The following is a 17,721-nucleotide window of genomic DNA, read 5'->3' as shown; positions in this document are numbered from 1 at the left end:
CGAGATCAAATGGCCACCCAAGAAGACGGCAACAAGGACGACGCCCCGCTCATCGACCTCAACGAAGCGTCGGTGAAAAAGCTGATCATGAAGGCCAAGCGCCGCGGCTACGTCACCGTCGACGAACTCAACGAAGCGCTGCCGCAGGACGAGCTCTCCAGCGAGCAGATCGAGGATGTGATGTCCGCGATCAGCGAAATGGGCGTCAACATCGTCGAGACCGATGAGGATGCCGAGGCCGAAGCCGACAACGACGACGACGATGTCGAGGAAGTCGGCAGCGACGAGGAAGACGACGACGAAGGCGCGTCGAACAAGCCCTCGAAGCCGGCCGCCGCCGCTAAGAAGAAGGAAACCGTCGAGCGCACCGACGACCCGGTGCGCATGTACCTGCGCGAAATGGGCGCGGTCGAGCTGCTCAGCCGCGAGGGCGAGATCGCCATCGCCAAGCGCATCGAGGCGGGCCGTGACATGATGATCATGGGCCTGTGCGAAAGCCCGATCACCTTCCACGCGATCATCCTGTGGTCCGAAGCCCTCAACAACGAGGAAATGCAGCTGCGCGAGATCCTCGATCTCGACGCGATGCTGTCGAAGGAGCCGCCGGTCGAGAAGATGACCGACGACGCCGAGGACGACGACGAGGAGCCTGAGATCTCCGAGGCGACCGCCGGCCCGACCTACAAGGAAGAAGAAGAGGTCGAGGAGGAAGAGGAGGAGAGCGACGAGGACGAGGACGGCGAGCCCCGCACCCGCCGGGTCGAAGAAGAGGAGGAAGAGGACAACACTCTTTCGCTCGCGCAAATGGAAGCGGCGCTCAAGCCCGAAGCGCTCGAGACATTTGCCCGCATCACCGATCTGTTCAAGAAGTTCGAGAAGCTGCAGGCGGAGCGTGTCGACGTGCTCGGCCGCGGCGACGAATTCCCCAAGGCCAAGGAAAAGAAGTACGAGGAGCTGCGCGAGCAGCTCACCGCCGAGGTCGAGAGCGTGCAGTTCCACGCGACCAAGATCGAATTCCTGGTCGACAACCTCTACGCCTTCAACCGCCGCCTGACCGCGCTAGGCGGGCAGATGCTGCGCTTGGCCGAGCGCCACCGCGTCAAGCGCGCGGACTTCCTCGGCGCCTACGTCGGCAACGAGCTCGACGATTCGTGGCTGCAGGCGAACGCCAAGAAGGACAAGAAGTGGGCCGCCTTCGCCGAGAAGGAAGCCGACGCGGTCGAGCGCATCCGCGCCGAAATCGCCGACATCGCGACCGCCACCGGCATGTCGCTCCCCGAGTTCCGGCGCATCGTCAACATGGTCCAGAAGGGCGAGCGCGAGGCGCGCATCGCCAAGAAGGAAATGGTCGAGGCGAATCTGCGGTTGGTGATTTCGATCGCCAAGAAATATACCAATCGCGGCCTGCAATTCCTTGATCTCATTCAGGAAGGCAACATCGGCCTGATGAAGGCGGTCGACAAGTTCGAGTACCGCCGCGGCTACAAGTTCTCGACCTATGCCACCTGGTGGATCCGGCAGGCGATCACCCGCTCGATCGCCGACCAGGCGCGCACGATCCGCATCCCGGTCCACATGATCGAAACGATCAACAAGCTGGTCCGCACGAGCCGCCAGTTCCTCCACGAGCAGGGCCGCGAGCCCACGCCCGAGGAAATGGCCGAGCGTCTGTCGATGCCGCTCGAGAAAGTCCGCAAGGTGATGAAGATCGCCAAGGAGCCGATCTCCCTCGAAACGCCGATCGGCGACGAGGAAGATTCGCACCTCGGCGATTTCATCGAGGACAAGAACGCGGTCATCCCGGTCGATGCGGCGATCCAGTCGAACCTCAAGGAGACGGTCACCCGCGTTCTCGCCAGCCTCACCCCGCGTGAGGAGCGCGTGCTGCGCATGCGCTTCGGCATCGGCATGAACACCGATCACACGCTGGAGGAAGTCGGGCAGCAATTCTCGGTCACCCGCGAACGCATCCGGCAGATCGAGGCAAAGGCGCTGCGGAAGCTCAAGCACCCGAGCCGCAGCCGCAAGATGCGCAGCTTCCTCGACCAGTAACGCGATAGCCGGGGGGTCGTAATCCTTAGTGGTTGAGCGCGCATGACCGTGCCGGCGATCGATTTCGCGAGCTTGTTCGCGAAGTCGCCGAACCCGTACGTGGTGGTCGATCGCGATCTGACGATCGTGTGGATGAACGACGCCTACCTCGCCGCCACCATGCGTCGGCGCGAGGACATAGCCGGCCGGCCCATGTTCGAGGCGTTTCCAAGCGATCCCGACAGCGAAAGCCACCGGTTGCTACAAGCGTCCTTCGCCCGGGTACTCCGGTCAGGGGAGTCCGACGAGCTGGCCCTCATTCGCTACGACATCGTCAACGCCGCCGGCGAAATGGATGAGCGCTACTGGAGCGCCACGCATACGCCGCTGACGGACGAAGCGGGCGAGCTGCAATTCATCCTGCAACACACGGTGGACGTGACCGAACTGCACGGTCTCAGGCGGCTGCGGGATGAAATGGGCCTGGTGCGGAGGGCGGATGCGATCCAATCGCGCAATCGCGACCTGTCGGAAGAGCGCGATCGTTTCCGCATGTTCTTCGAGCAGGCGCCCGGATTTGTCGCGGTGCTGGGCGGGCCCAACCACGTGTTCATGATGGCGAACGCCGCATACCGGCGGCTGACCGGCGGACGGGAACTGATCGGCAAGCCGCTCGCTGAAGCGCTTCCTGAAGTCGTCGAGCAGGGCTTTGTCGACCTGCTCGACCGGGTCCGCGCCGCCCGCAAGACCTATCTGGGTGAGCGGGCCGAGGTATTGTTGCTCAACGATGATTCGGATGAGCCGAGCCGCCGCTTCCTCAACTTCGCCTATCAGCCCCTCATCGAGGATGGTGAGGTCGCCGCGATCCTGGTCCAGGGTCACGACGTGACGGATGAAGTGCTGGCTGCCGAAGGCCAGCGCTTGCTGATCAACGAACTCAATCACCGGGTGAAGAACACCCTCGCAATCGTGCAGGGCCTCGCGGCGCAGTCGTTCCGCAAGCTCGACGGCGCGCAAGACGCGATGGCTGCCTTTGACGCGCGACTACACGCTCTGGCGGCGGCGCACAGCCTCCTGACCGAGCGCAACTGGGAGCCGGCGCAACTCGCCGAAACGGTCCGGAGAGCGGTAGAGGCTACCGCCGGCTTGGACGTCAGCCGCTTCAGCTTTGCCGGACCCGATCTTACCTTGTCGCCGCAGACGGGCGTCTCCCTCGCGATGATCGTCCATGAGCTGAGCACCAACGCGATCAAATACGGCGCCTTGTCGACCTCCGAGGGCACCGTATCCATTGCATGGTCGCTCGAGCCGGACGGCGATCGCGCTGCGGTCAACCTAGAATGGCGAGAACGCGGTGGACCCCCGGTTACCCCGCCCTCCCGGCGTGGTTTCGGAACCCGTCTGATCGAGCGCGGGCTGTCCGCCGAGGGTCGCAATAACGTCGCGCTGGAGTTTCTTCCCGAAGGCGTCAGATGCATTTTGGTCATGCGCATCGAGCACGCCAGCTGATGACTTTGGCCGGCCTCAAAATCCTCGTGGTCGAGGACGAACCGATCATCGCGATGGTGCTCGAAGAGCTGCTCGAGGATGAGCGCGCCATCCCGACGGTCGCTTCCTCGCTCGAGCAGGCGGACGACGCGCTTGTACACGCGACCTTCGACGCGGCGATCCTCGATATCAACGTCCACGGACAGAAGAGCTATTCCATCGCTGCGGTGCTCTTGCAACGCGGAGTACCGTTCGTGTTCGCCTCGGGCTATGGCGATACGCTCAACCCTGACGAATTCGCGCACGTGCCGACGGTGACCAAGCCTTACGACCTTCCGACGATCACCCGCGCGCTATTTCCCAATCGGGGATAGCCCGGGTTAGAGGTAGCGAGCGCGCGAGCGAACGCCTATGTGCGCCCGGTATGCGCATCGCCATCGCCTCTGATCATGCCGCCGTGGACCTTAAGACGGTCCTTCGCGAGTGGCTGATCGACGAGGGGCACGAGGTCGCGGACCTCGGCCCGGACAGCCACGACAGCGTCGATTACCCCGATTTCGGCTACAAGCTGGCGTCGGTCGTGGCCGACGGCACCGCCGAGCGCGGCGTGGCGCTGTGCGGGTCGGGCATCGGCATTTCGATCTCGGTCAACCGCAATGCCCAGGTCCGCTGCGCGCTGGTGTCGGAGCCGCTCTCGGCCGCCCTCGCGCGGGAGCACAACAACGCCAACGTGATCGCGCTCGGCGCGCGGTTGACGGGCATCGACATGGCCAAGGCGTGCGTCTCCGCCTTCCTCGTCACCGATTTCGCCGGCGGTCGCCATCAGCGCCGCGTCGACAAGCTTTCCGCCCCGCCCTTCAAGGAGACGGCATGACCCCGTCCGATGTTTCCGACTCTACACTCGACCGCCAAGTCGCTGCCGATCCGCTGACTCGCTTCTGGGGCGACGATCTCGCCACCGCCGATCCCGCGATCGCCGAGGCGATCAGCCATGAGCTCGATCGCCAGCGCACGCGCATCGAGTTGATCGCGAGCGAGAACATCACCAGCCGCGCGGTGCTCGAAGCAACCGGCAGCGTGTTCACCAACAAGTACGCGGAAGGCTACCCGGGCAAGCGCTACTACGGCGGCTGCGAATACGCCGACGTGGTCGAGAACCTGGCGATCGAGCGCGCCAAGCAGCTGTTCGGGTGCGAGTTCGCCAACGTCCAGCCGAACAGCGGCAGCCAGATGAACCAGGCGGTGTTCCTGGCTCTGCTGCAGCCCGGCGACACCTTCATGGGCCTCGACCTGAACTCGGGCGGGCACCTGACCCACGGATCGCCGGTCAACATGAGCGGCAAGTGGTTCAATCCCGTCAGTTACGGCGTCCGCCGCGAAGACGAGCTGATCGACATGGACGCGGTCCGCGCCACCGCGCTCGAACACAAGCCCAAGCTGATCATCGCCGGCGGCACCGCCTATTCGCGGGTATGGGACTGGGAAGCCTTCCGCCGCATCGCGGATGAGGTCGGCGCCTACCTTATGGTCGACATGAGCCACATCGCGGGGCTGGTCGCAGGCGGCGCGCATCCCTCGCCGGTTCCGCACGCGCACGTGACCACCACGACCACCCACAAGAGCCTGCGCGGCCCCCGCTCGGGCGTGATCCTGTGGAACGACGAGGCGCTGACGAAGCCGCTCAACATGGCGGTGTTCCCGGGCCTGCAGGGCGGCCCGCTGATGCACGTCGTCGCGGCCAAGGCCGTCGCCTTCGGTGAGGCGCTGCGGCCGGACTTTGCCGACTACGCCCGGCGCGTGGTCGATAACGCCCGTGCGCTCGCCGCAGGGGTCGAGGCCGGCGGCCTACGCGTCGTCTCCGGCGGCACCGACAACCACTCGATGCTGGTCGATCTCACCCCCAAGGACGTGACCGGCAAGGCCGCCGAGCACGGCCTCGACCGCGCCTATCTGACCTGCAACAAGAATGGCATTCCCTACGATACGCGCAGCCCGTTCGTCACCAGCGGCATCCGCCTCGGCACCCCCGCGGGGACCACGCGCGGGTTCGGCCCGGACGAGTTCCGCGCGATTGGCGGATTGATTGCGGAAGTGGTCGACGGCCTTTCGCGCAATGGGCCCGAAGGCGATGCGCAAGTGGAACAAAGCGTCCGCCGCCGCGTCAGCGAGCTGTGCGAGGCATTTCCAGTCTATCCCGGAAGGAACTGATCAATGGTGGACCAGAACAACAACAGCGGCGGCGGCCAGGACTGGGTCGAGGACGTGAAGGCCGAAGTCACCGGCATGGCCAAGGAAGGCATGCACCACCCCTCGACCAAGCCGGTGCTGACCGGCGCCGCGGTGGGTGCGGTGGCGGGTGCCGTGCTGCCGCTGGTGAGCTGGCCCATCGGCCTCATCGCCGGTGCTGGCTTCATGCTCTACAACCGCATCAAGAAGTAAGCGCGAGACCCGATGCGCTGTCCGTTCTGCGCCCACGACGATTCGCAGGTCAAGGACAGCCGCCCGACCGAGGACAACGCGGCCATCCGCCGCCGCCGCCAATGTGAAGGCTGCGGCGCGCGCTTCACCACCTTCGAACGCGTGCAGCTGCGCGAGGTGGTGGTGTGCAAGTCGGGAGACCGGCGCGAGCCGTTCGATCGCAGCAAGCTCGAACAATCGGTCGCGCTCGCGGTGCGCAAGCGCGGCATCGAGCAGGAGCGGATCGACCAGCTGGTCAGCGGCATCCAGCGGCAGGTGGAAACCTCAGGCGAGAGCGAGGTCCCTTCGGCGCGCATCGGCGAGCTGGTCATGGAGGGCCTGCGCCAGCTCGACAGCGTCGCCTACATCCGGTTCGCGTCCGTTTACCGCGACTTTGGCGAGGCGCGCGACTTCGAGGAATTCGCCAGTAGCGTGCGCGACGCGGCGCTCAGGGATTGAAAACCCATCTTTGGATAGGTATCGAGCGCGGGCAATTTCGGATGCGGGGGTCGCATGCCGAGTTTCAAGGATCCGCTATGACCAAGTTTTCCGTTCTCGCCGCGCTCGCGTGCGTCACCCTTGCCGTCCCGGCGGATGCCGCTGGCACCGACGATGATGCCACGCCCGCTGCCGATGCGACCGCCAAGCCCAAGGAAAAGATGGTCTGTCAGCGGATCACCGAAATGGGCAGCCGCGGCTACAAGAAGGTCTGCCAGACCGAAGCCCAGTGGCGCGCCCAGCAAGAGCAGGACAAGCGCAACGTGCAGGAGCGGGATAGCGGCGACCGCTGACGCTGATCGCGGGGGAGCGGCCACGTCCTGAGTGGCCCGCCGCCGCCTCCCGACATCATCATCGTCCGGGCTAACCAGTTGTGATAGGATTGCTCCTAATGGGAGAGCCCTATGCGAATGACGCCTGTGTTGCTGGCAGTTACGTACGTCGCTTCGGCAGCCGCCGCTCCCGCAAGTGCCGCCGATCCTGAGCGGAGCGACTCCGCCGCTCCGGCGGCCCCAGCGGACGGCAAAAGAATTTGCGTACAGGAGACCGCGACCGGCAGCGTCATGCCCCGCCGCACATGCCTCACCGCAGCTCAATGGAAGCTGCGCAATGCACAAGAGCGACGGGACCGCCCCCCGGCCTCGACAGTCATCGGGCAGGACATGGTGAGAATACCGGATCCGAAGTGACTTGCGCCGTCAGGCCCGCGCCGTCAGTAGCCTCGCCAGCGTGAACAACAGTCATCCCATCATCGTCCTCGTCCGCCCGCAACTGGGCGAGAACATCGGCAAGGCAGCGCGCGCGATGCTCAATTTCGGGCTGGCCGAGATGCGCCTGGTCGAGCCGCGCGACGGCTGGCCCAATCCGTCCGCCGGCCCTGCGGCCTCGGGCGCCGATGTGGTGCTGGAGAGTGCCCGCGTGTTCGCAACGACGGCGGAGGCAGTCGCGGATTGCGCCCACGTTTATGCCACCACGGTGCGCAAGCGCGGGGTGACCAAGCCCGTCCTCACACCCGAGGCAGCAGCGCGCGAAATGCGGGCTCAGTCCGGTCGCAGCGCGATCCTGTTCGGGCCGGAGCGCTCGGGTCTCGAAACCGACGACGTCGCCCTCGCCCGCGCGATCCTGACGGTGCCGATCAATCCGGAATTCGGCTCACTCAATCTCGCGCAAGCCGTGATCCTGGTGGCCTATGAGTGGTCGAAGCACGAGGCACTCGCGTCGCCCACCGCCGAGGACCTGCTCCCGCCCGCGCCACAGGCCGAGCTGGAAGGAATGATCGAACAGCTCGAGAGCATGCTCGAGCCGAAGGGCTTTTTCCGTCCGGAGGATCGGCGGCCGCACACCCGCCGCACCTTACGCAGCTTGCTTACCAAGCCTGGCTGGAATCACCTGGAGGTGCGGACCATGCGCGGGGTGTTGAGCCACCTCGCCAAGCCTGACCGCGACTAGCGCCGCAGGCGGTCCCATTCGATCAGCTCGTACGCGATCGAAGCTTCGACCAGCCGCTCCCACAGATCCGCGATCGCCTCGCGCGGCATGCCCGCATTCGCGGCGCGATCGGCGGCGGCTGCGATGACAGCGGCCTTGCGCGCTTCGTCGCGCACCGTGGCGCGATCCTGCTTGATCCGCGCCGCGGCGCGCATGTAGCCGAAGCGGCGCGCAAGCAGGTCGACCAGCTCGCGGTCGGTCTGGTCGACGCCCGCGCGCACCTCCAGCATCGTCTGGCAATCGTCGGGAAGGGTCAGCGTATCCATCATGCCGCGCCGGTTGGCGGCTCGGCGCGCATTTGTCGAGAGCGCGAGCCTTGACCTTCACCCGCATCCTGCTATGCGCGCGCCTCGCATTTGATCCCGTATCCCGGTGAAGCGGAGATCGCGGCGGACATGCTATGTCCGCCGGGCGATGCCGGGTTGAACGGTTGCCACTGGGGCAATCCAGCAAATTGAAGGACATACCATGTCGAAGCGCAAGAGCGCCAAGCACAAACTCGACCGCCGCATGGGCGAGAACATCTGGGGCCGCCCCAGCTCGCCGGTCAACCGCCGTTCGTACGGCCCGGGCCAGCACGGCCAGCGCCGCAAGGGCAAGACCAGCGACTTCGGCCTCCAGCTGCGCGCCAAGCAGAAGCTCAAGGGCTACTACGGCGACGTCACCGAGAAGCAGTTCAAGGCGACCTACCAGGAAGCCGCGCGCATGAAGGGCGACACCGGCCAGAACCTGATCGGCCTGCTCGAGCGCCGGCTGGACATGATCGTCTATCGCGCCAAGTTCGCGCCGACGATCTTCGCCGCCCGCCAGATCGTTTCGCATGGCCACATCCGCGTCAACGGCGTGAAGTGCAATATCGCCAGCCGCCGCGTCGCCGCCGGTGACGTCATCAGCCTGGGCGACAAGGCCAAGGAAATGGCGCTGATCATCGAAGCGCAGAGCCTGCCCGAGCGCGACATCCCCGACTACGTCAGCCCCGATGGCACCGACAAGATCACCTTCACCCGCGTGCCCACGCTGGACGAAGTGCCCTATCCGGTGACGATGGAACCGAACCTGGTCGTCGAGTTCTACTCGCGCTGATCGGCAGCCATTACCGAACAAGCGAAAGGGCGGTCCCGCAGGGCCGCCCTTTCTTTTTTTGCCGTGCCGGGATCGGCTACTCGGCGCACTTGCACTCGCTGCCGCACTGGCAGGCCGGGCCGCAGCGGCACGCGGGACCGCACGCGCAGGCCCGCGGAGCGGGTCCACAGCGGCAGACGGGGGCACAGGTGCAAGGGTTGCATTCACAGCTCATCGAACGTCTCCTTCGTTTTCGACGGCCATTGCGATACGGCGCGTGCTCGATCGAAGATTGAACGCAGCGGCTAAATCATGGCGGTAGTCGGCAGGGGCAGGATCGCGGTGTGGCAAGGCGCCGCGCTGTGGCTGGTCGAAGGGGGCGGCTCGCCGGCCGATGTCGCGCCGCACGCGCATCATGCCATCCAGGTCACTTTCTCGCTCAACGGCGCGTTCGAGATCGCGGCCGGGGATCGTACATTGCTCGGCCCGATCGCGCTTGTCGCAGCCGATGCGCCCCACACGTTCCACGGCAGGGGAACCGCCGCGTTCCTGTTTATCGAGCCCGAAAGCCCTGCTGGCCGGGCTCTGACGCGGCAGCTCGGCGGGGCAGCGGTCATCTCGCCGAACGGCGCGGTGTTCGGCGACACGCGTGCGGCATTGCAACTATGCTGGACGAACGACTCACCGGCCAGCGACCTGGAACGTATCGGTCGGGCCCTGCTCGATCGTCTGCCCTCGCCGGACCCGGCCTCGCTCCCTGACCCGCGGGCTGCGGCGATGATCGACTATGCCCGCAAGGGCATCGAAGGGCCGCTGTCGCTTGCCGCGGCGGCGAGCCAAGCGTGCCTGTCGCGTGATCGGGCGCGGCACGTTTTCGTCGCCGCCACGGGGTTGCCATTCAAGACGTTCGTCCTGTGGCTGCGCATCGAGCGCGCGGTCTCGCTCTACGCCAGCGGCGCCTCGCTTACCGAGGCGGCGCACGAGGCGGGCTTCGCCGATTCGGCGCATCTCAGTCGGACCTTCCGCCGGACCTTCGGCCTGCCCGCGAATGCCCTCCGGCTGACAGCCGGCTAGCGGCAATAATCGCGGCGGAAATCGCTCGCGAACATCTCCAGCCGCCCCTCCCCGATCGCATCGCGCATCGCCTGCATCAGTTGCTGGTAGAACGACAGGTTGTGCTCGGTCAGCAGCATCGCGCCGAGCATCTCGCCAGCTTTGGTCAGGTGATGAAGGTAGGCCCGACTGTAGGTGCCGCAGACCTCGCACCCACAACGCGGGTCGAGCGGCTCGGGATCCTCGGCATGGCGCGCGTTGCGCAGGTTGACCGGGCCGGCCCAGGTGAAGGCCTGGCCGTTACGGCCCGAGCGGGTCGCCAGCACGCAATCGAACATATCGACTCCCCGCAGCACCGCGCCGACGAGGTCGTCGGGCTTGCCGACTCCCATCAGATAGCGCGGGCGGTCCGCGGGCAACTGGCCAGGGGCGACGTCGAGGGTGGCGAACATCGCCTGCTGCCCTTCCCCCACGGCGAGGCCGCCGATCGCATAGCCGTCGAAGCCGATCTCCTGCAGCGCCGCGGCGGAGCGGGCGCGCAGGCCTTCGTCGAGCGCGCCCTGCTGGATGCCGAACAGCGCGGACGCCTCGGCGTGCTCGCCGCCCGCGTCGAACGCATCGCGGCTGCGCTGCGCCCAGCGCATCGACAGCTCCATGCTCGCCTCGATCTCGGCGAAGGGGCGGTCGGTACGCGGGCATTCGTCGAACGCCATGACGATGTCGCTGCCAAGCAGGCGCTGGATCTCCATCGAGCGTTCGGGCGTCAGCAGATGCTTCGACCCGTCGATGTGGCTGGAGAACGACACGCCTTCCTCGTTGAGTTTCCTCAGCGAAGCGAGGCTCATCACCTGATACCCGCCGCTGTCCGTCAGGATCGGCCGCGGCCAGTTCATGAACTTGTGCAACCCGCCCAGCCGCGCGACCCGCTCCGCGCCAGGGCGGAGCATCAGGTGGTAGGTGTTGCCCAGCAGGATGTCGGCGCCCGTCGCACGCACGCTTTCGGGCTTCATCGCCTTGACCGTCGCCGCGGTGCCGACCGGCATGAACGCGGGCGTGCTAATCTCGCCGCGCCGCATCTGGATCGTGCCGGTACGCGCCTTGCCGTCGGTCGCGTGGATCGAGAACTGGAAACGGGTCACGGGGCGCGATCAGAAACCGTAGACGAGCCCGAAGCGGGTCATCGTATCGGTGGTCGCCCGGCCCGTGGCGGGGTTGCTGTCGTAATCGACCGCGTACGACACGCGCGTGCTCAGGCGATCGGTGACCTTCGCCTCCAGCCCGGTCACGAGGTTGAGCGTCGTATTGCGCGAATCGATGATCGCGACAGCGGCCCCGCCGGTCTCGGTCACCGCGTTCGCGGTCTGCGTCAGCTTGAGCGCGTCGGTCATCTTCCAATCGAAATCGAGGCCGACCAGTCCGGCCAGCCGCCGGTCCCGTTCGCCATCGGTGTAGGCGGTGTAGCGGAACGCGGGACCCGCCTTGATCGACATGTCCAGCCGCGGTCCGTCGAACACGTGGTACCCCAGCCCGCCCGACAGTGAGTAGCGCGCCGCGAAGCCCTGGAACCGGTCGCGCTCGTACTGGGCCAAGCCGTAAGCGAACAGGTCGTCCCTGATCTGGTAGCGGGGCTCGTAGGACGCGACGAGCTGGTCGCGCGCGGCCTGGCCATGCGATCGCTGGAAGTCGGCGCGCACCGCGAGCTTGTGCGTCCAGTCGGCGCCCTTACGGGTCAGCGTCAGCGCCCCGGTCAGCCCCTCGCTGTCCGAATTGCCGGTTGCGCGAAAGCCACTCAGCTCGCCCTTGCCGCTCCACAGTTTGAGCAGCCCGGCACCTTGTCGGGCTGCGCGCTGCCGTTCGGCGCGGAGCTTGGCTGGTTCGTTCTGCGCCGCCAGGAACCCGCTGCGCAGGGCATCGATTTCCCCCTCGTCGCCCGGGTTGGTCGCCTTGGCGGCCTCGATCACCGCATCGACCTTGCCGCGGTCTCCGGTGGCGATCGCGGCGTCAATCATCGCCCGTACCGGCTGGGGAATCTCCGCCGCCGCCGGCGCCGCGAGAACTAGACCCAAGAGGCAAGGCAGGACGCGATGCATGGCCGCTGCCTAGCGAATCAGGCGGGCCGCCGCCACCCCGCTTGGCGTTAGATGTTTTAACTTCGAGCAACAAAGGAACGCGCGGGTGGGATAGTCATTGTTCGGACGAGATGACCAAATATCGCTTCGTCACCCCTACCCGCACCGGCAAATGGTATACCGATCTGGAGCAGGCCCAACGGTTTGCCCACCGCATCGGCGCGGGCTTTTTCGAGCGGATGACCCGCCGGTTCGTCGCCTACAAGGATACCCGGCTCGAGCGCGCCGACTTCAGCTCCTGAGCCGCCAGCCTGTGCGGAAGATCCACGCGATCACCGCGATGTCGATCACCAGGAACACCAGCGTCAGGCTGAGCGACACGCCGATGCTGACGTCGGCCTGGCCGTAGAAGGTCCAGCGCAGGCCATTGACGAGGTAGACGATCGGATTGGCCAGCGCGACCGTGCGCCACGGCTCGGCGAGCATGTCGATCGAGTAGAACGTGCCGCCGAGGAAAGTCAGCGGGGTCAGAATCAGCATCGGGACAAGCTGCAGCTTCTCGAACCCTTCGGCCCACACGCCGAGGATGAAGCCGAGCAGCGAGAAGCTCGCCGACACGAGGATGATGAACAGGAGCGCGTAGAGCGGGTGCGCGATCTCGTAGTCGACGAAAATCTTGGCCGTCGCGAGGATCACCGCAGCGAGGATCAGGCTTTTGGTCGCCGCCGCACCGACGAAGCCGAGCAGGGTCTCGGCCACTCCGACTGGCGCCGATAGCAGCTCGTAGATCGCGCCGGTGAAGCGCGGCATGTAGATCCCGAAGCTGGCGTTGCTGGTACTCTCGCTGAGCAGGGTCAGCATCAACAGGCCAGGCACGATGAACGCACCGTAGTCGACCCCGCCGACCGCGTTCATCCGCCCGCCGATCGCGGCGCCGAAGACGATGAAATAGAGGCTGGTGGTGAGCACCGGCGACACCAGCGAGCCGAACACGGTGCGCATGAAGCGCATCAGCTCGTTGCGATAGATCGCGTACGTCGAGCGCCAGTTGATCATGCCGCCGCCTCCTCGCGCTCGACGAGGTCGACGAAGATGTCCTCGAGGCTCGACTCCTTCTGGTCGAGCGCCGTGTAGGCGATGCCTTGGTGCGGCAGAGCCTGGGCGATCGCGGCGATCTCCGCCTTGCCCTTCCCCGCCCCATCGCCGCCGCGGTAGGCGAGCGTCAGGCCGTCATCCTCAAGGTGCAGCGGAAAGGCGCACAGGCTGTCGGGCACTGCGGCAAGCGGCTGGGCGAGACGAAAGCGCGCCTCGGTGCGGCCGAGCTTGGCCATCAGCGCGTCCTTTTCGTCGACCAGCAGCAGGCGGCCCTTGTCGATCACGCCCACCCTGTCGGCCATTTCCTGGGCTTCTTCGATGTAGTGCGTGGTCAGGATGACCGTCACACCCTGATCGCGCAGCCGATCGATCTGGCGCCACATATCTCGGCGCAGTTCGACGTCGACGCCGGCCGTGGGCTCGTCGAGGAACAGCAGTTCGGGCTCGTGCGCTAGCGCCTTGGCGATCAGCACCCGGCGCTTCATCCCGCCCGATAGCGCGCGGATCTGCTCGTGCCGCTTGTCCCACAGGCTGAGCGAACGGAGCACTACCTCGATCCTCGCCGCATCCGGCGGGAGGCCGAACAGCCCGCGCGAATACCGAACGCCGCGCTCGACCGTTTCGAACATGTCGAAACCAAGCTCCTGCGGCACCAGCCCGATCCGCCTCCGCGCGTCGCGCCAGTTGTGCGCCAGGTCCTGACCGAACGCGGTGATCGTCCCGCCGGTCACCCGCACCAACCCGCAGACCGCGCCGATCAGGGTGGTCTTGCCGGCGCCGTTGGGCCCCAGCAGGGCGAAGATCTCGCCGCGCCGGATTTGCAGGTCCACCCCGTCGAGTGCCTTGAGCCCGCCGGGATAGACCTTGGTCAGCCCGGCGATGTCGAGAATCGTTTCCATTCGCCACCGTTTGTGGGGTGGCGAAGGCCTTGCGTCAAACCGCCCAGCTCAAACAGACGGCAGCCAGTTTCCGTGAAAGCCCGGCGGGATGACGTGCGGCACGTGCACGCGCGCGACGTCGGCCAGCGTGGCGGCGTCGAGGATGGCGAGATCCGTGGTGCCGTTCGCGCGGTCGATGACATAGCCCATCACCCAGCCGTCGCCTTCGGGTGCATTGGCGCTACGCGGGACGAACACGAATTCGCCGAGCACTGCATGAACGCCGAAGTCGCGTGTGACCTTGTCGCCAGTCAGGAGATCGTGACGGATCAGCGGCGCCTCACCGAGAAATTCCGCGCTTTCCTCGTTCGGCAGGCCCATGGCCCAGGCATAGCGGTAGGGCCGCGCGAAGAAGCGCTCGTCGGGGCGGAGGAATTCCTGCGGCTGCGCGTCGATCGTGCTCCGTTCGACCGGGCCGCCGGCGGGATCGATGGTCCAGCGCTCCAGGCCGAGGCTGCGCCCGACCGGGCCACCCACATCGCCGTCGAACATAGTGTCATAGGCGCAGGCATCGATCACCAAGCGGCCCTCGTCGTCCTCATAGCTGTTGGAGACGTGGAACACATATGCGGGCTCGACATCGTGCCAGGTCAGGTCGCTCGCATCGCCGTCGCGGCGCAGCAGGCCCACGCGGGCGCGGTGCTCCCGGTTCCAGCGGTAGGGGAACTTGTGCCCGCCGATCAGCGCCTTCATCGAGAACGTCACCGGCAAGTCGAAGATCACCACGTAGTTCTTGGTCAGCGCGCAGTCGTGGATCGAGGGGCCGTTCTGCACCGCGATCGGCAGCTCGCGCAGCACCCGGCCCGCGCGATCGAGCGCGACGTGGGTGATCTGGCTCGGGTTGCCGGCATCATAGCAGATCGCATGGAACTCACCGGTCGCCGGGTCCTCGTGCGGGTGCGCGGTGAACGAACCGGCGAGGCCGCCGCCGAAATCGCTGTAGGTGGTCGTCTCGAGCTCGTCCGACAGTTCGGCCGGGTACGAGCCCGCCTCGACCAGCGCGAGCGTTTTGCCGGCGACCTGGATCACATTGGTGTTGACCGTATCGCCCATTCCGCGGCGCGGGCCCGGCGCGGCGGCCATGCCGCTCGCCGCTTCCAGCGTGTTCGAGCGGATGTAGCGGTTGCGGTACCATTCGGCGCGGCCGTCCTTCAGCTTGATGCCGTGGACCATCCCGTCGCCGGTGAACCAGTGGTGGCCTTTGGCCTCCGCGTACTGTGGGTTCGGGCCGATGCGGACGTAGCGGCCGTCGAGCTCCGCGGGAATCGTGCCGGTGACCTGGAGATCGGTGAGCGACTTCTCCCCATCCATCGGGGTGTGGATGCCCGTCATGAAGGCGTTGTCACCGCTCAGCCGCTTGCGATTGAGTCCGGCCAGTCCGGTGACCCCGGCGGTGACTGCTCCGCGAATGGTTTTCTCCAGCACGCTTGCCATTGTGGACTCCTCGGCCTAGCCAATGTGAACAGCGTCAACTTAGCGGCTATGTAAACAGTGTCAACATCGGAATCGACCTATCATCACGGCTCGCTGCGCGATGCGCTGATTGCGGCGGGCATGACCGCGCTGGAAGGGTTCAGCGGGCTAGACCTGTCCTTGCGCGAACTGGCGCGCACGGTCGGGGTCTCGCCCACCGCAGTCTATCGCCACTTTCCCAATAAGGACGCGCTGCTCGCCGCCCTGGCGCGCGAGGGCCTGGAGATGCTGGGTGCGGCGCAGCGGAAGGGTTACGACGGGGCGGGCGGAGGCGCGGCGGGCTTCGTCGAGACCGGCCGTGCCTACGTCCGCTTCGCGCTCGCCCACCCTGCCCTGTTTCGACTGGTGTTCGCGCACGGCGAGCCGGTACCGGACAAGTCCGATCCTGCGTCGGAATTGCTGCACGATGCCACTGTCGAGTTAACCGGATCGGACGGGCCCGAGGCGCAGCGCCTCGCGCTGCAGGCCTGGTCGCTCGGCCACGGCATTGCGATGCTCATGCTCGACAAGCGGATTCCGGCGGACGATGCGCTTATCGATCGGCTGATCTGCTCCGGCTCGTTTCTGGAGCTGGGGAACGGCGCGCAGGCAGCTTCGTAAGTCTTATGAACGACAGGAGTATCGAATGAAGGGCTATCACGGTGACATCGAGGCGGCGACCGAGGAGAACACGGACTTTCGCCGCGTGCTCTACACCGGACACAACCTCCAGCTTGTCCTGATGAGCATTCCGCCGGGCGGTGAAATCGGTGCGGAGGTGCACGACGACCGCGATCAGTTCTTCCGCTTCGAGGCTGGCGAAGGCGAGGTGATAGTGGACGACAACACCTACCGCGTAAAAGCCGACGATGCCGTGATCGTGCCGCAGGGAGCGCGCCACAACGTTCGCTGCACGGGGAGCGAGCCGCTCAAGATGTACACGATCTACGGACCGCCCGAGCATATCGACGGCACGGTCCACAAGACCGCCGACGATGCCCATGCCGCGCACGAGCACTTCGATGGCAAGACGACCGAGTAACTAGGGCAGCAGCAGCGACGAATCGCCGTAGCTATAGAAGCGATAGCCCTGCGCGATGGCATGGGCATAGGCCGCTTGCATCCGCTCGCGCCCCATCAGCGCCGATACCAGCATGAACAGCGTCGACTTCGGCAGGTGGAAGTTGGTCATCAGCCCGTCGATCGCTTTGAAGCGGTACCCGGGGGTGATGAAGATCGAGGTGTCTCCCTGGAATGGACGGATGACGCCATCTTCGCCGGCAGCACTTTCGAGCAGGCGGAGCGAGGTCGTACCGACCGCGATCACCCTGCCCCCGTTCGCTCTGGCCGCATTGAGGCGGTCGGCGGTGGCGGCATCGATCCGGCCCCACTCGGCGTGCATCGCATGGTCGTCGGTATCATCTGCCTTCACCGGCAGAAAGGTGCCCGCGCCGACGTGGAGCGTCAGCGTCTCGCGGCCGATCCCGGCATCGTCGAGCGCGGCGATCAACTCCGGCGTGAAGTGCAGAGCAGCCGTCGGCGCCGCCACGGCCCCATCGCGCGCGGCGAACATCGTCTGGTAATCGCTCCTGTCGCGTTCGTCGGTCGGGCGCTTGCCGGCGATGTAGGGCGGCAGCGGCATCCGGCCCGCGCGCTCGAGCAGGACCTCCACCGGCTCGTCGCCCGTGAACGCCAGGGTCCAAGAGCCGTCCGGGTGGCGCACTTCGGCCACCGCTTCAACGTCTGAACCGAACGCAATCGTGTCGCCTTCGCGCAGCCGCTTCGCGTTGCGCACGAACGCCTGCCATCGCCGAAGATCGATCCGCTTATGAAGCGTCGCGCCGACCCGCGCCTCGCCCCGCATCCCTTCGAGCTGCGCCGGAATCACCCGCGTATCGTTGAACACCAGCACGTCGCCCGCGCGCAGCAGTGACGGCAAGTCGCGGACCGTTCGGTCGGCAAAAGGCTCCTCACCCGCCACCACCAGCATCCGCGCGGCATCGCGCGGGCTGGCCGGGCGCAGGGCGATCAGCTCGGGCGGGAGCTCGAAATCGAACAGGTCAACGCGCATGGCACGCGCGCTAGCCGAA

Annotated in this window: 21 protein-coding genes; 14 read left to right on the top strand and 7 right to left on the bottom strand. The window is 66.2% G+C overall.

The window, feature by feature from the left end:
* The first annotated feature begins 9 nt into the window (after nucleotides 1–9).
* From rpoD to ELY12_RS00910, 9 genes are all read left to right on the top strand, one after another.
* A complete protein-coding gene (gene rpoD, locus ELY12_RS00950) occupies nucleotides 10–2,052 on the top strand; it encodes an RNA polymerase sigma factor RpoD (RefSeq protein WP_126174833.1) in 2,043 nt (680 codons plus the stop codon).
* Nucleotides 2,053–2,094: 42 nt separating this feature from the next.
* Nucleotides 2,095–3,540, top strand: coding sequence for a sensor histidine kinase (locus ELY12_RS00945; protein ID WP_126174832.1), 1,446 nt, complete (start codon nucleotides 2,095–2,097; stop codon nucleotides 3,538–3,540).
* Nucleotides 3,540–3,893 (top strand): response regulator, encoded by a 354-nt coding sequence (locus ELY12_RS00940; RefSeq protein WP_164549365.1) that lies wholly within the window; start codon nucleotides 3,540–3,542, stop codon nucleotides 3,891–3,893. The genes ELY12_RS00945 and ELY12_RS00940 overlap by 1 nt, the downstream gene beginning before the upstream one ends.
* A gap of 50 nt (nucleotides 3,894–3,943) precedes the next feature.
* Nucleotides 3,944–4,393, top strand: a complete 450-nt coding sequence (rpiB, locus tag ELY12_RS00935; RefSeq protein WP_126174830.1) for a ribose 5-phosphate isomerase B — start codon at nucleotides 3,944–3,946, stop codon at nucleotides 4,391–4,393.
* Entirely contained in the window at nucleotides 4,390–5,727 is a 1,338-nt protein-coding gene (glyA, locus tag ELY12_RS00930) for a serine hydroxymethyltransferase (protein ID WP_126174829.1), read from the top strand. The genes rpiB and glyA overlap by 4 nt, the downstream gene beginning before the upstream one ends.
* 3 nt (nucleotides 5,728–5,730) lie before the next feature.
* Nucleotides 5,731–5,958 carry a hypothetical protein gene (locus ELY12_RS00925; RefSeq protein WP_126174828.1) on the top strand — a complete coding sequence of 76 codons (228 nt, stop codon included), beginning with the start codon at nucleotides 5,731–5,733 and terminating at the stop codon, nucleotides 5,956–5,958.
* Nucleotides 5,959–5,970: 12 nt separating this feature from the next.
* Nucleotides 5,971–6,435 (top strand): transcriptional regulator NrdR, encoded by a 465-nt coding sequence (nrdR, locus tag ELY12_RS00920; RefSeq protein WP_126174827.1) that lies wholly within the window; start codon nucleotides 5,971–5,973, stop codon nucleotides 6,433–6,435.
* 77 nt (nucleotides 6,436–6,512) lie between these two features.
* The gene (locus tag ELY12_RS00915) at nucleotides 6,513–6,767 is read left to right on the top strand and encodes a hypothetical protein (protein WP_126174826.1); all 255 of its coding nucleotides are present in this window, start codon (nucleotides 6,513–6,515) and stop codon (nucleotides 6,765–6,767) included.
* Between the two features lie 436 nt (nucleotides 6,768–7,203).
* Nucleotides 7,204–7,923 carry an RNA methyltransferase gene (locus ELY12_RS00910; RefSeq protein ID WP_241229668.1) on the top strand — a complete coding sequence of 240 codons (720 nt, stop codon included), beginning with the start codon at nucleotides 7,204–7,206 and terminating at the stop codon, nucleotides 7,921–7,923.
* On the opposite strand, the gene ELY12_RS00905 is transcribed toward ELY12_RS00910, so the two are convergent.
* Complete coding sequence (locus ELY12_RS00905) at nucleotides 7,920–8,231, bottom strand: chorismate mutase (protein WP_126174824.1); 312 nt, start codon at nucleotides 8,229–8,231, stop codon at nucleotides 7,920–7,922. The genes ELY12_RS00910 and ELY12_RS00905 overlap by 4 nt on opposite strands.
* 199 nt (nucleotides 8,232–8,430) lie before the next feature.
* Here ELY12_RS00905 and rpsD point away from each other — a divergent pair, with 199 nt between their 5' ends.
* Nucleotides 8,431–9,045 (top strand): 30S ribosomal protein S4, encoded by a 615-nt coding sequence (gene rpsD / locus ELY12_RS00900; protein ID WP_126174823.1) that lies wholly within the window; start codon nucleotides 8,431–8,433, stop codon nucleotides 9,043–9,045.
* Nucleotides 9,046–9,336: 291 nt separating this feature from the next.
* On the top strand, nucleotides 9,337–10,098 hold the full coding sequence (locus ELY12_RS00895; protein ID WP_126174822.1) for a helix-turn-helix domain-containing protein: 762 nt from the start codon (nucleotides 9,337–9,339) through the stop codon (nucleotides 10,096–10,098).
* Here ELY12_RS00895 and tgt read toward each other — a convergent pair.
* The gene (gene tgt / locus ELY12_RS00890) at nucleotides 10,095–11,216 is read right to left on the bottom strand and encodes a tRNA guanosine(34) transglycosylase Tgt (protein WP_126174821.1); all 1,122 of its coding nucleotides are present in this window, start codon (nucleotides 11,214–11,216) and stop codon (nucleotides 10,095–10,097) included. The genes ELY12_RS00895 and tgt overlap by 4 nt on opposite strands.
* Before the next feature lie 9 nt (nucleotides 11,217–11,225).
* Nucleotides 11,226–12,086, bottom strand: a complete 861-nt coding sequence (locus ELY12_RS00885; RefSeq protein WP_241229667.1) for a DUF481 domain-containing protein — start codon at nucleotides 12,084–12,086, stop codon at nucleotides 11,226–11,228.
* Between the two features lie 191 nt (nucleotides 12,087–12,277).
* Between ELY12_RS00885 and ELY12_RS14190 the strand changes: the two genes are divergently transcribed.
* Nucleotides 12,278–12,448, top strand: coding sequence for a hypothetical protein (locus ELY12_RS14190; protein WP_164549364.1), 171 nt, complete (start codon nucleotides 12,278–12,280; stop codon nucleotides 12,446–12,448).
* Here ELY12_RS14190 and ELY12_RS00880 read toward each other — a convergent pair.
* Genes ELY12_RS00880 through ELY12_RS00870 form a run of 3 tightly spaced genes read right to left on the bottom strand, consistent with a single transcriptional unit; the run spans nucleotide 12,438 to nucleotide 15,613 of the window.
* Nucleotides 12,438–13,202, bottom strand: a complete 765-nt coding sequence (locus ELY12_RS00880) for an ABC transporter permease (RefSeq protein WP_126174819.1) — start codon at nucleotides 13,200–13,202, stop codon at nucleotides 12,438–12,440. The genes ELY12_RS14190 and ELY12_RS00880 overlap by 11 nt on opposite strands.
* Complete coding sequence (locus tag ELY12_RS00875; RefSeq protein ID WP_126174818.1) at nucleotides 13,199–14,140, bottom strand: ABC transporter ATP-binding protein; 942 nt, start codon at nucleotides 14,138–14,140, stop codon at nucleotides 13,199–13,201. Before ELY12_RS00875 ends, ELY12_RS00880 begins: the two co-directional genes overlap by 4 nt.
* 48 nt (nucleotides 14,141–14,188) lie before the next feature.
* Nucleotides 14,189–15,613, bottom strand: a complete 1,425-nt coding sequence (locus ELY12_RS00870) for an 8'-apo-carotenoid 13,14-cleaving dioxygenase (RefSeq protein WP_126174817.1) — start codon at nucleotides 15,611–15,613, stop codon at nucleotides 14,189–14,191.
* 57 nt (nucleotides 15,614–15,670) lie between these two features.
* Here ELY12_RS00870 and ELY12_RS00865 point away from each other — a divergent pair, with 57 nt between their 5' ends.
* Together ELY12_RS00865 and ELY12_RS00860 are read left to right on the top strand one after the other, a co-directional pair.
* A complete protein-coding gene (locus ELY12_RS00865; RefSeq protein ID WP_241229666.1) occupies nucleotides 15,671–16,252 on the top strand; it encodes a TetR/AcrR family transcriptional regulator in 582 nt (193 codons plus the stop codon).
* 25 nt (nucleotides 16,253–16,277) lie between these two features.
* Complete coding sequence (locus tag ELY12_RS00860) at nucleotides 16,278–16,673, top strand: cupin domain-containing protein (RefSeq protein WP_126174816.1); 396 nt, start codon at nucleotides 16,278–16,280, stop codon at nucleotides 16,671–16,673.
* Here the strand turns inward: ELY12_RS00860 and queA are convergent, their stop codons facing one another.
* The gene (gene queA / locus ELY12_RS00855) at nucleotides 16,674–17,702 is read right to left on the bottom strand and encodes a tRNA preQ1(34) S-adenosylmethionine ribosyltransferase-isomerase QueA (RefSeq protein WP_126174815.1); all 1,029 of its coding nucleotides are present in this window, start codon (nucleotides 17,700–17,702) and stop codon (nucleotides 16,674–16,676) included.
* Nucleotides 17,703–17,721 lie beyond the last annotated feature (19 nt).

Source organism: Tsuneonella rigui (genome assembly GCF_003958625.1).
In the GTDB taxonomy this organism is placed as follows: domain Bacteria; phylum Pseudomonadota; class Alphaproteobacteria; order Sphingomonadales; family Sphingomonadaceae; genus Tsuneonella; species Tsuneonella rigui.
Note: the sequence above shows the minus strand (reverse complement) of the source record. Positions and strands in the feature narration are given on the sequence as shown.

Excerpts from the sequence above, each read along its gene's own strand:
- ELY12_RS00915 (WP_126174826.1), top strand. The coding sequence starts at position 6,513 with ATGACCAAGTTTTCCGTTCTCGCCGCGCTCGCGTGCGTCACCCTTGCC.
- ELY12_RS14190 (WP_164549364.1), top strand. The coding sequence starts at position 12,278 with ATGACCAAATATCGCTTCGTCACCCCTACCCGCACCGGCAAATGGTAT.
- ELY12_RS00885 (WP_241229667.1), bottom strand. The coding sequence starts at position 12,086 with ATGATTGACGCCGCGATCGCCACCGGAGACCGCGGCAAGGTCGATGCG.
- ELY12_RS00870 (WP_126174817.1), bottom strand. The coding sequence starts at position 15,613 with ATGGCAAGCGTGCTGGAGAAAACCATTCGCGGAGCAGTCACCGCCGGG.
- ELY12_RS00895 (WP_126174822.1), top strand. The coding sequence starts at position 9,337 with ATGGCGGTAGTCGGCAGGGGCAGGATCGCGGTGTGGCAAGGCGCCGCG.
- glyA (WP_126174829.1), top strand. The coding sequence starts at position 4,390 with ATGACCCCGTCCGATGTTTCCGACTCTACACTCGACCGCCAAGTCGCT.
- ELY12_RS00945 (WP_126174832.1), top strand. The coding sequence starts at position 2,095 with ATGACCGTGCCGGCGATCGATTTCGCGAGCTTGTTCGCGAAGTCGCCG.
- ELY12_RS00925 (WP_126174828.1), top strand. The coding sequence starts at position 5,731 with ATGGTGGACCAGAACAACAACAGCGGCGGCGGCCAGGACTGGGTCGAG.
- queA (WP_126174815.1), bottom strand. The coding sequence starts at position 17,702 with ATGCGCGTTGACCTGTTCGATTTCGAGCTCCCGCCCGAGCTGATCGCC.
- rpiB (WP_126174830.1), top strand. The coding sequence starts at position 3,944 with ATGCGCATCGCCATCGCCTCTGATCATGCCGCCGTGGACCTTAAGACG.
- ELY12_RS00905 (WP_126174824.1), bottom strand. The coding sequence starts at position 8,231 with ATGATGGATACGCTGACCCTTCCCGACGATTGCCAGACGATGCTGGAG.
- ELY12_RS00875 (WP_126174818.1), bottom strand. The coding sequence starts at position 14,140 with ATGGAAACGATTCTCGACATCGCCGGGCTGACCAAGGTCTATCCCGGC.
- rpoD (WP_126174833.1), top strand. The coding sequence starts at position 10 with ATGGCCACCCAAGAAGACGGCAACAAGGACGACGCCCCGCTCATCGAC.
- ELY12_RS00940 (WP_164549365.1), top strand. The coding sequence starts at position 3,540 with ATGACTTTGGCCGGCCTCAAAATCCTCGTGGTCGAGGACGAACCGATC.
- ELY12_RS00880 (WP_126174819.1), bottom strand. The coding sequence starts at position 13,202 with ATGATCAACTGGCGCTCGACGTACGCGATCTATCGCAACGAGCTGATG.
- nrdR (WP_126174827.1), top strand. The coding sequence starts at position 5,971 with ATGCGCTGTCCGTTCTGCGCCCACGACGATTCGCAGGTCAAGGACAGC.
- ELY12_RS00860 (WP_126174816.1), top strand. The coding sequence starts at position 16,278 with ATGAAGGGCTATCACGGTGACATCGAGGCGGCGACCGAGGAGAACACG.
- rpsD (WP_126174823.1), top strand. The coding sequence starts at position 8,431 with ATGTCGAAGCGCAAGAGCGCCAAGCACAAACTCGACCGCCGCATGGGC.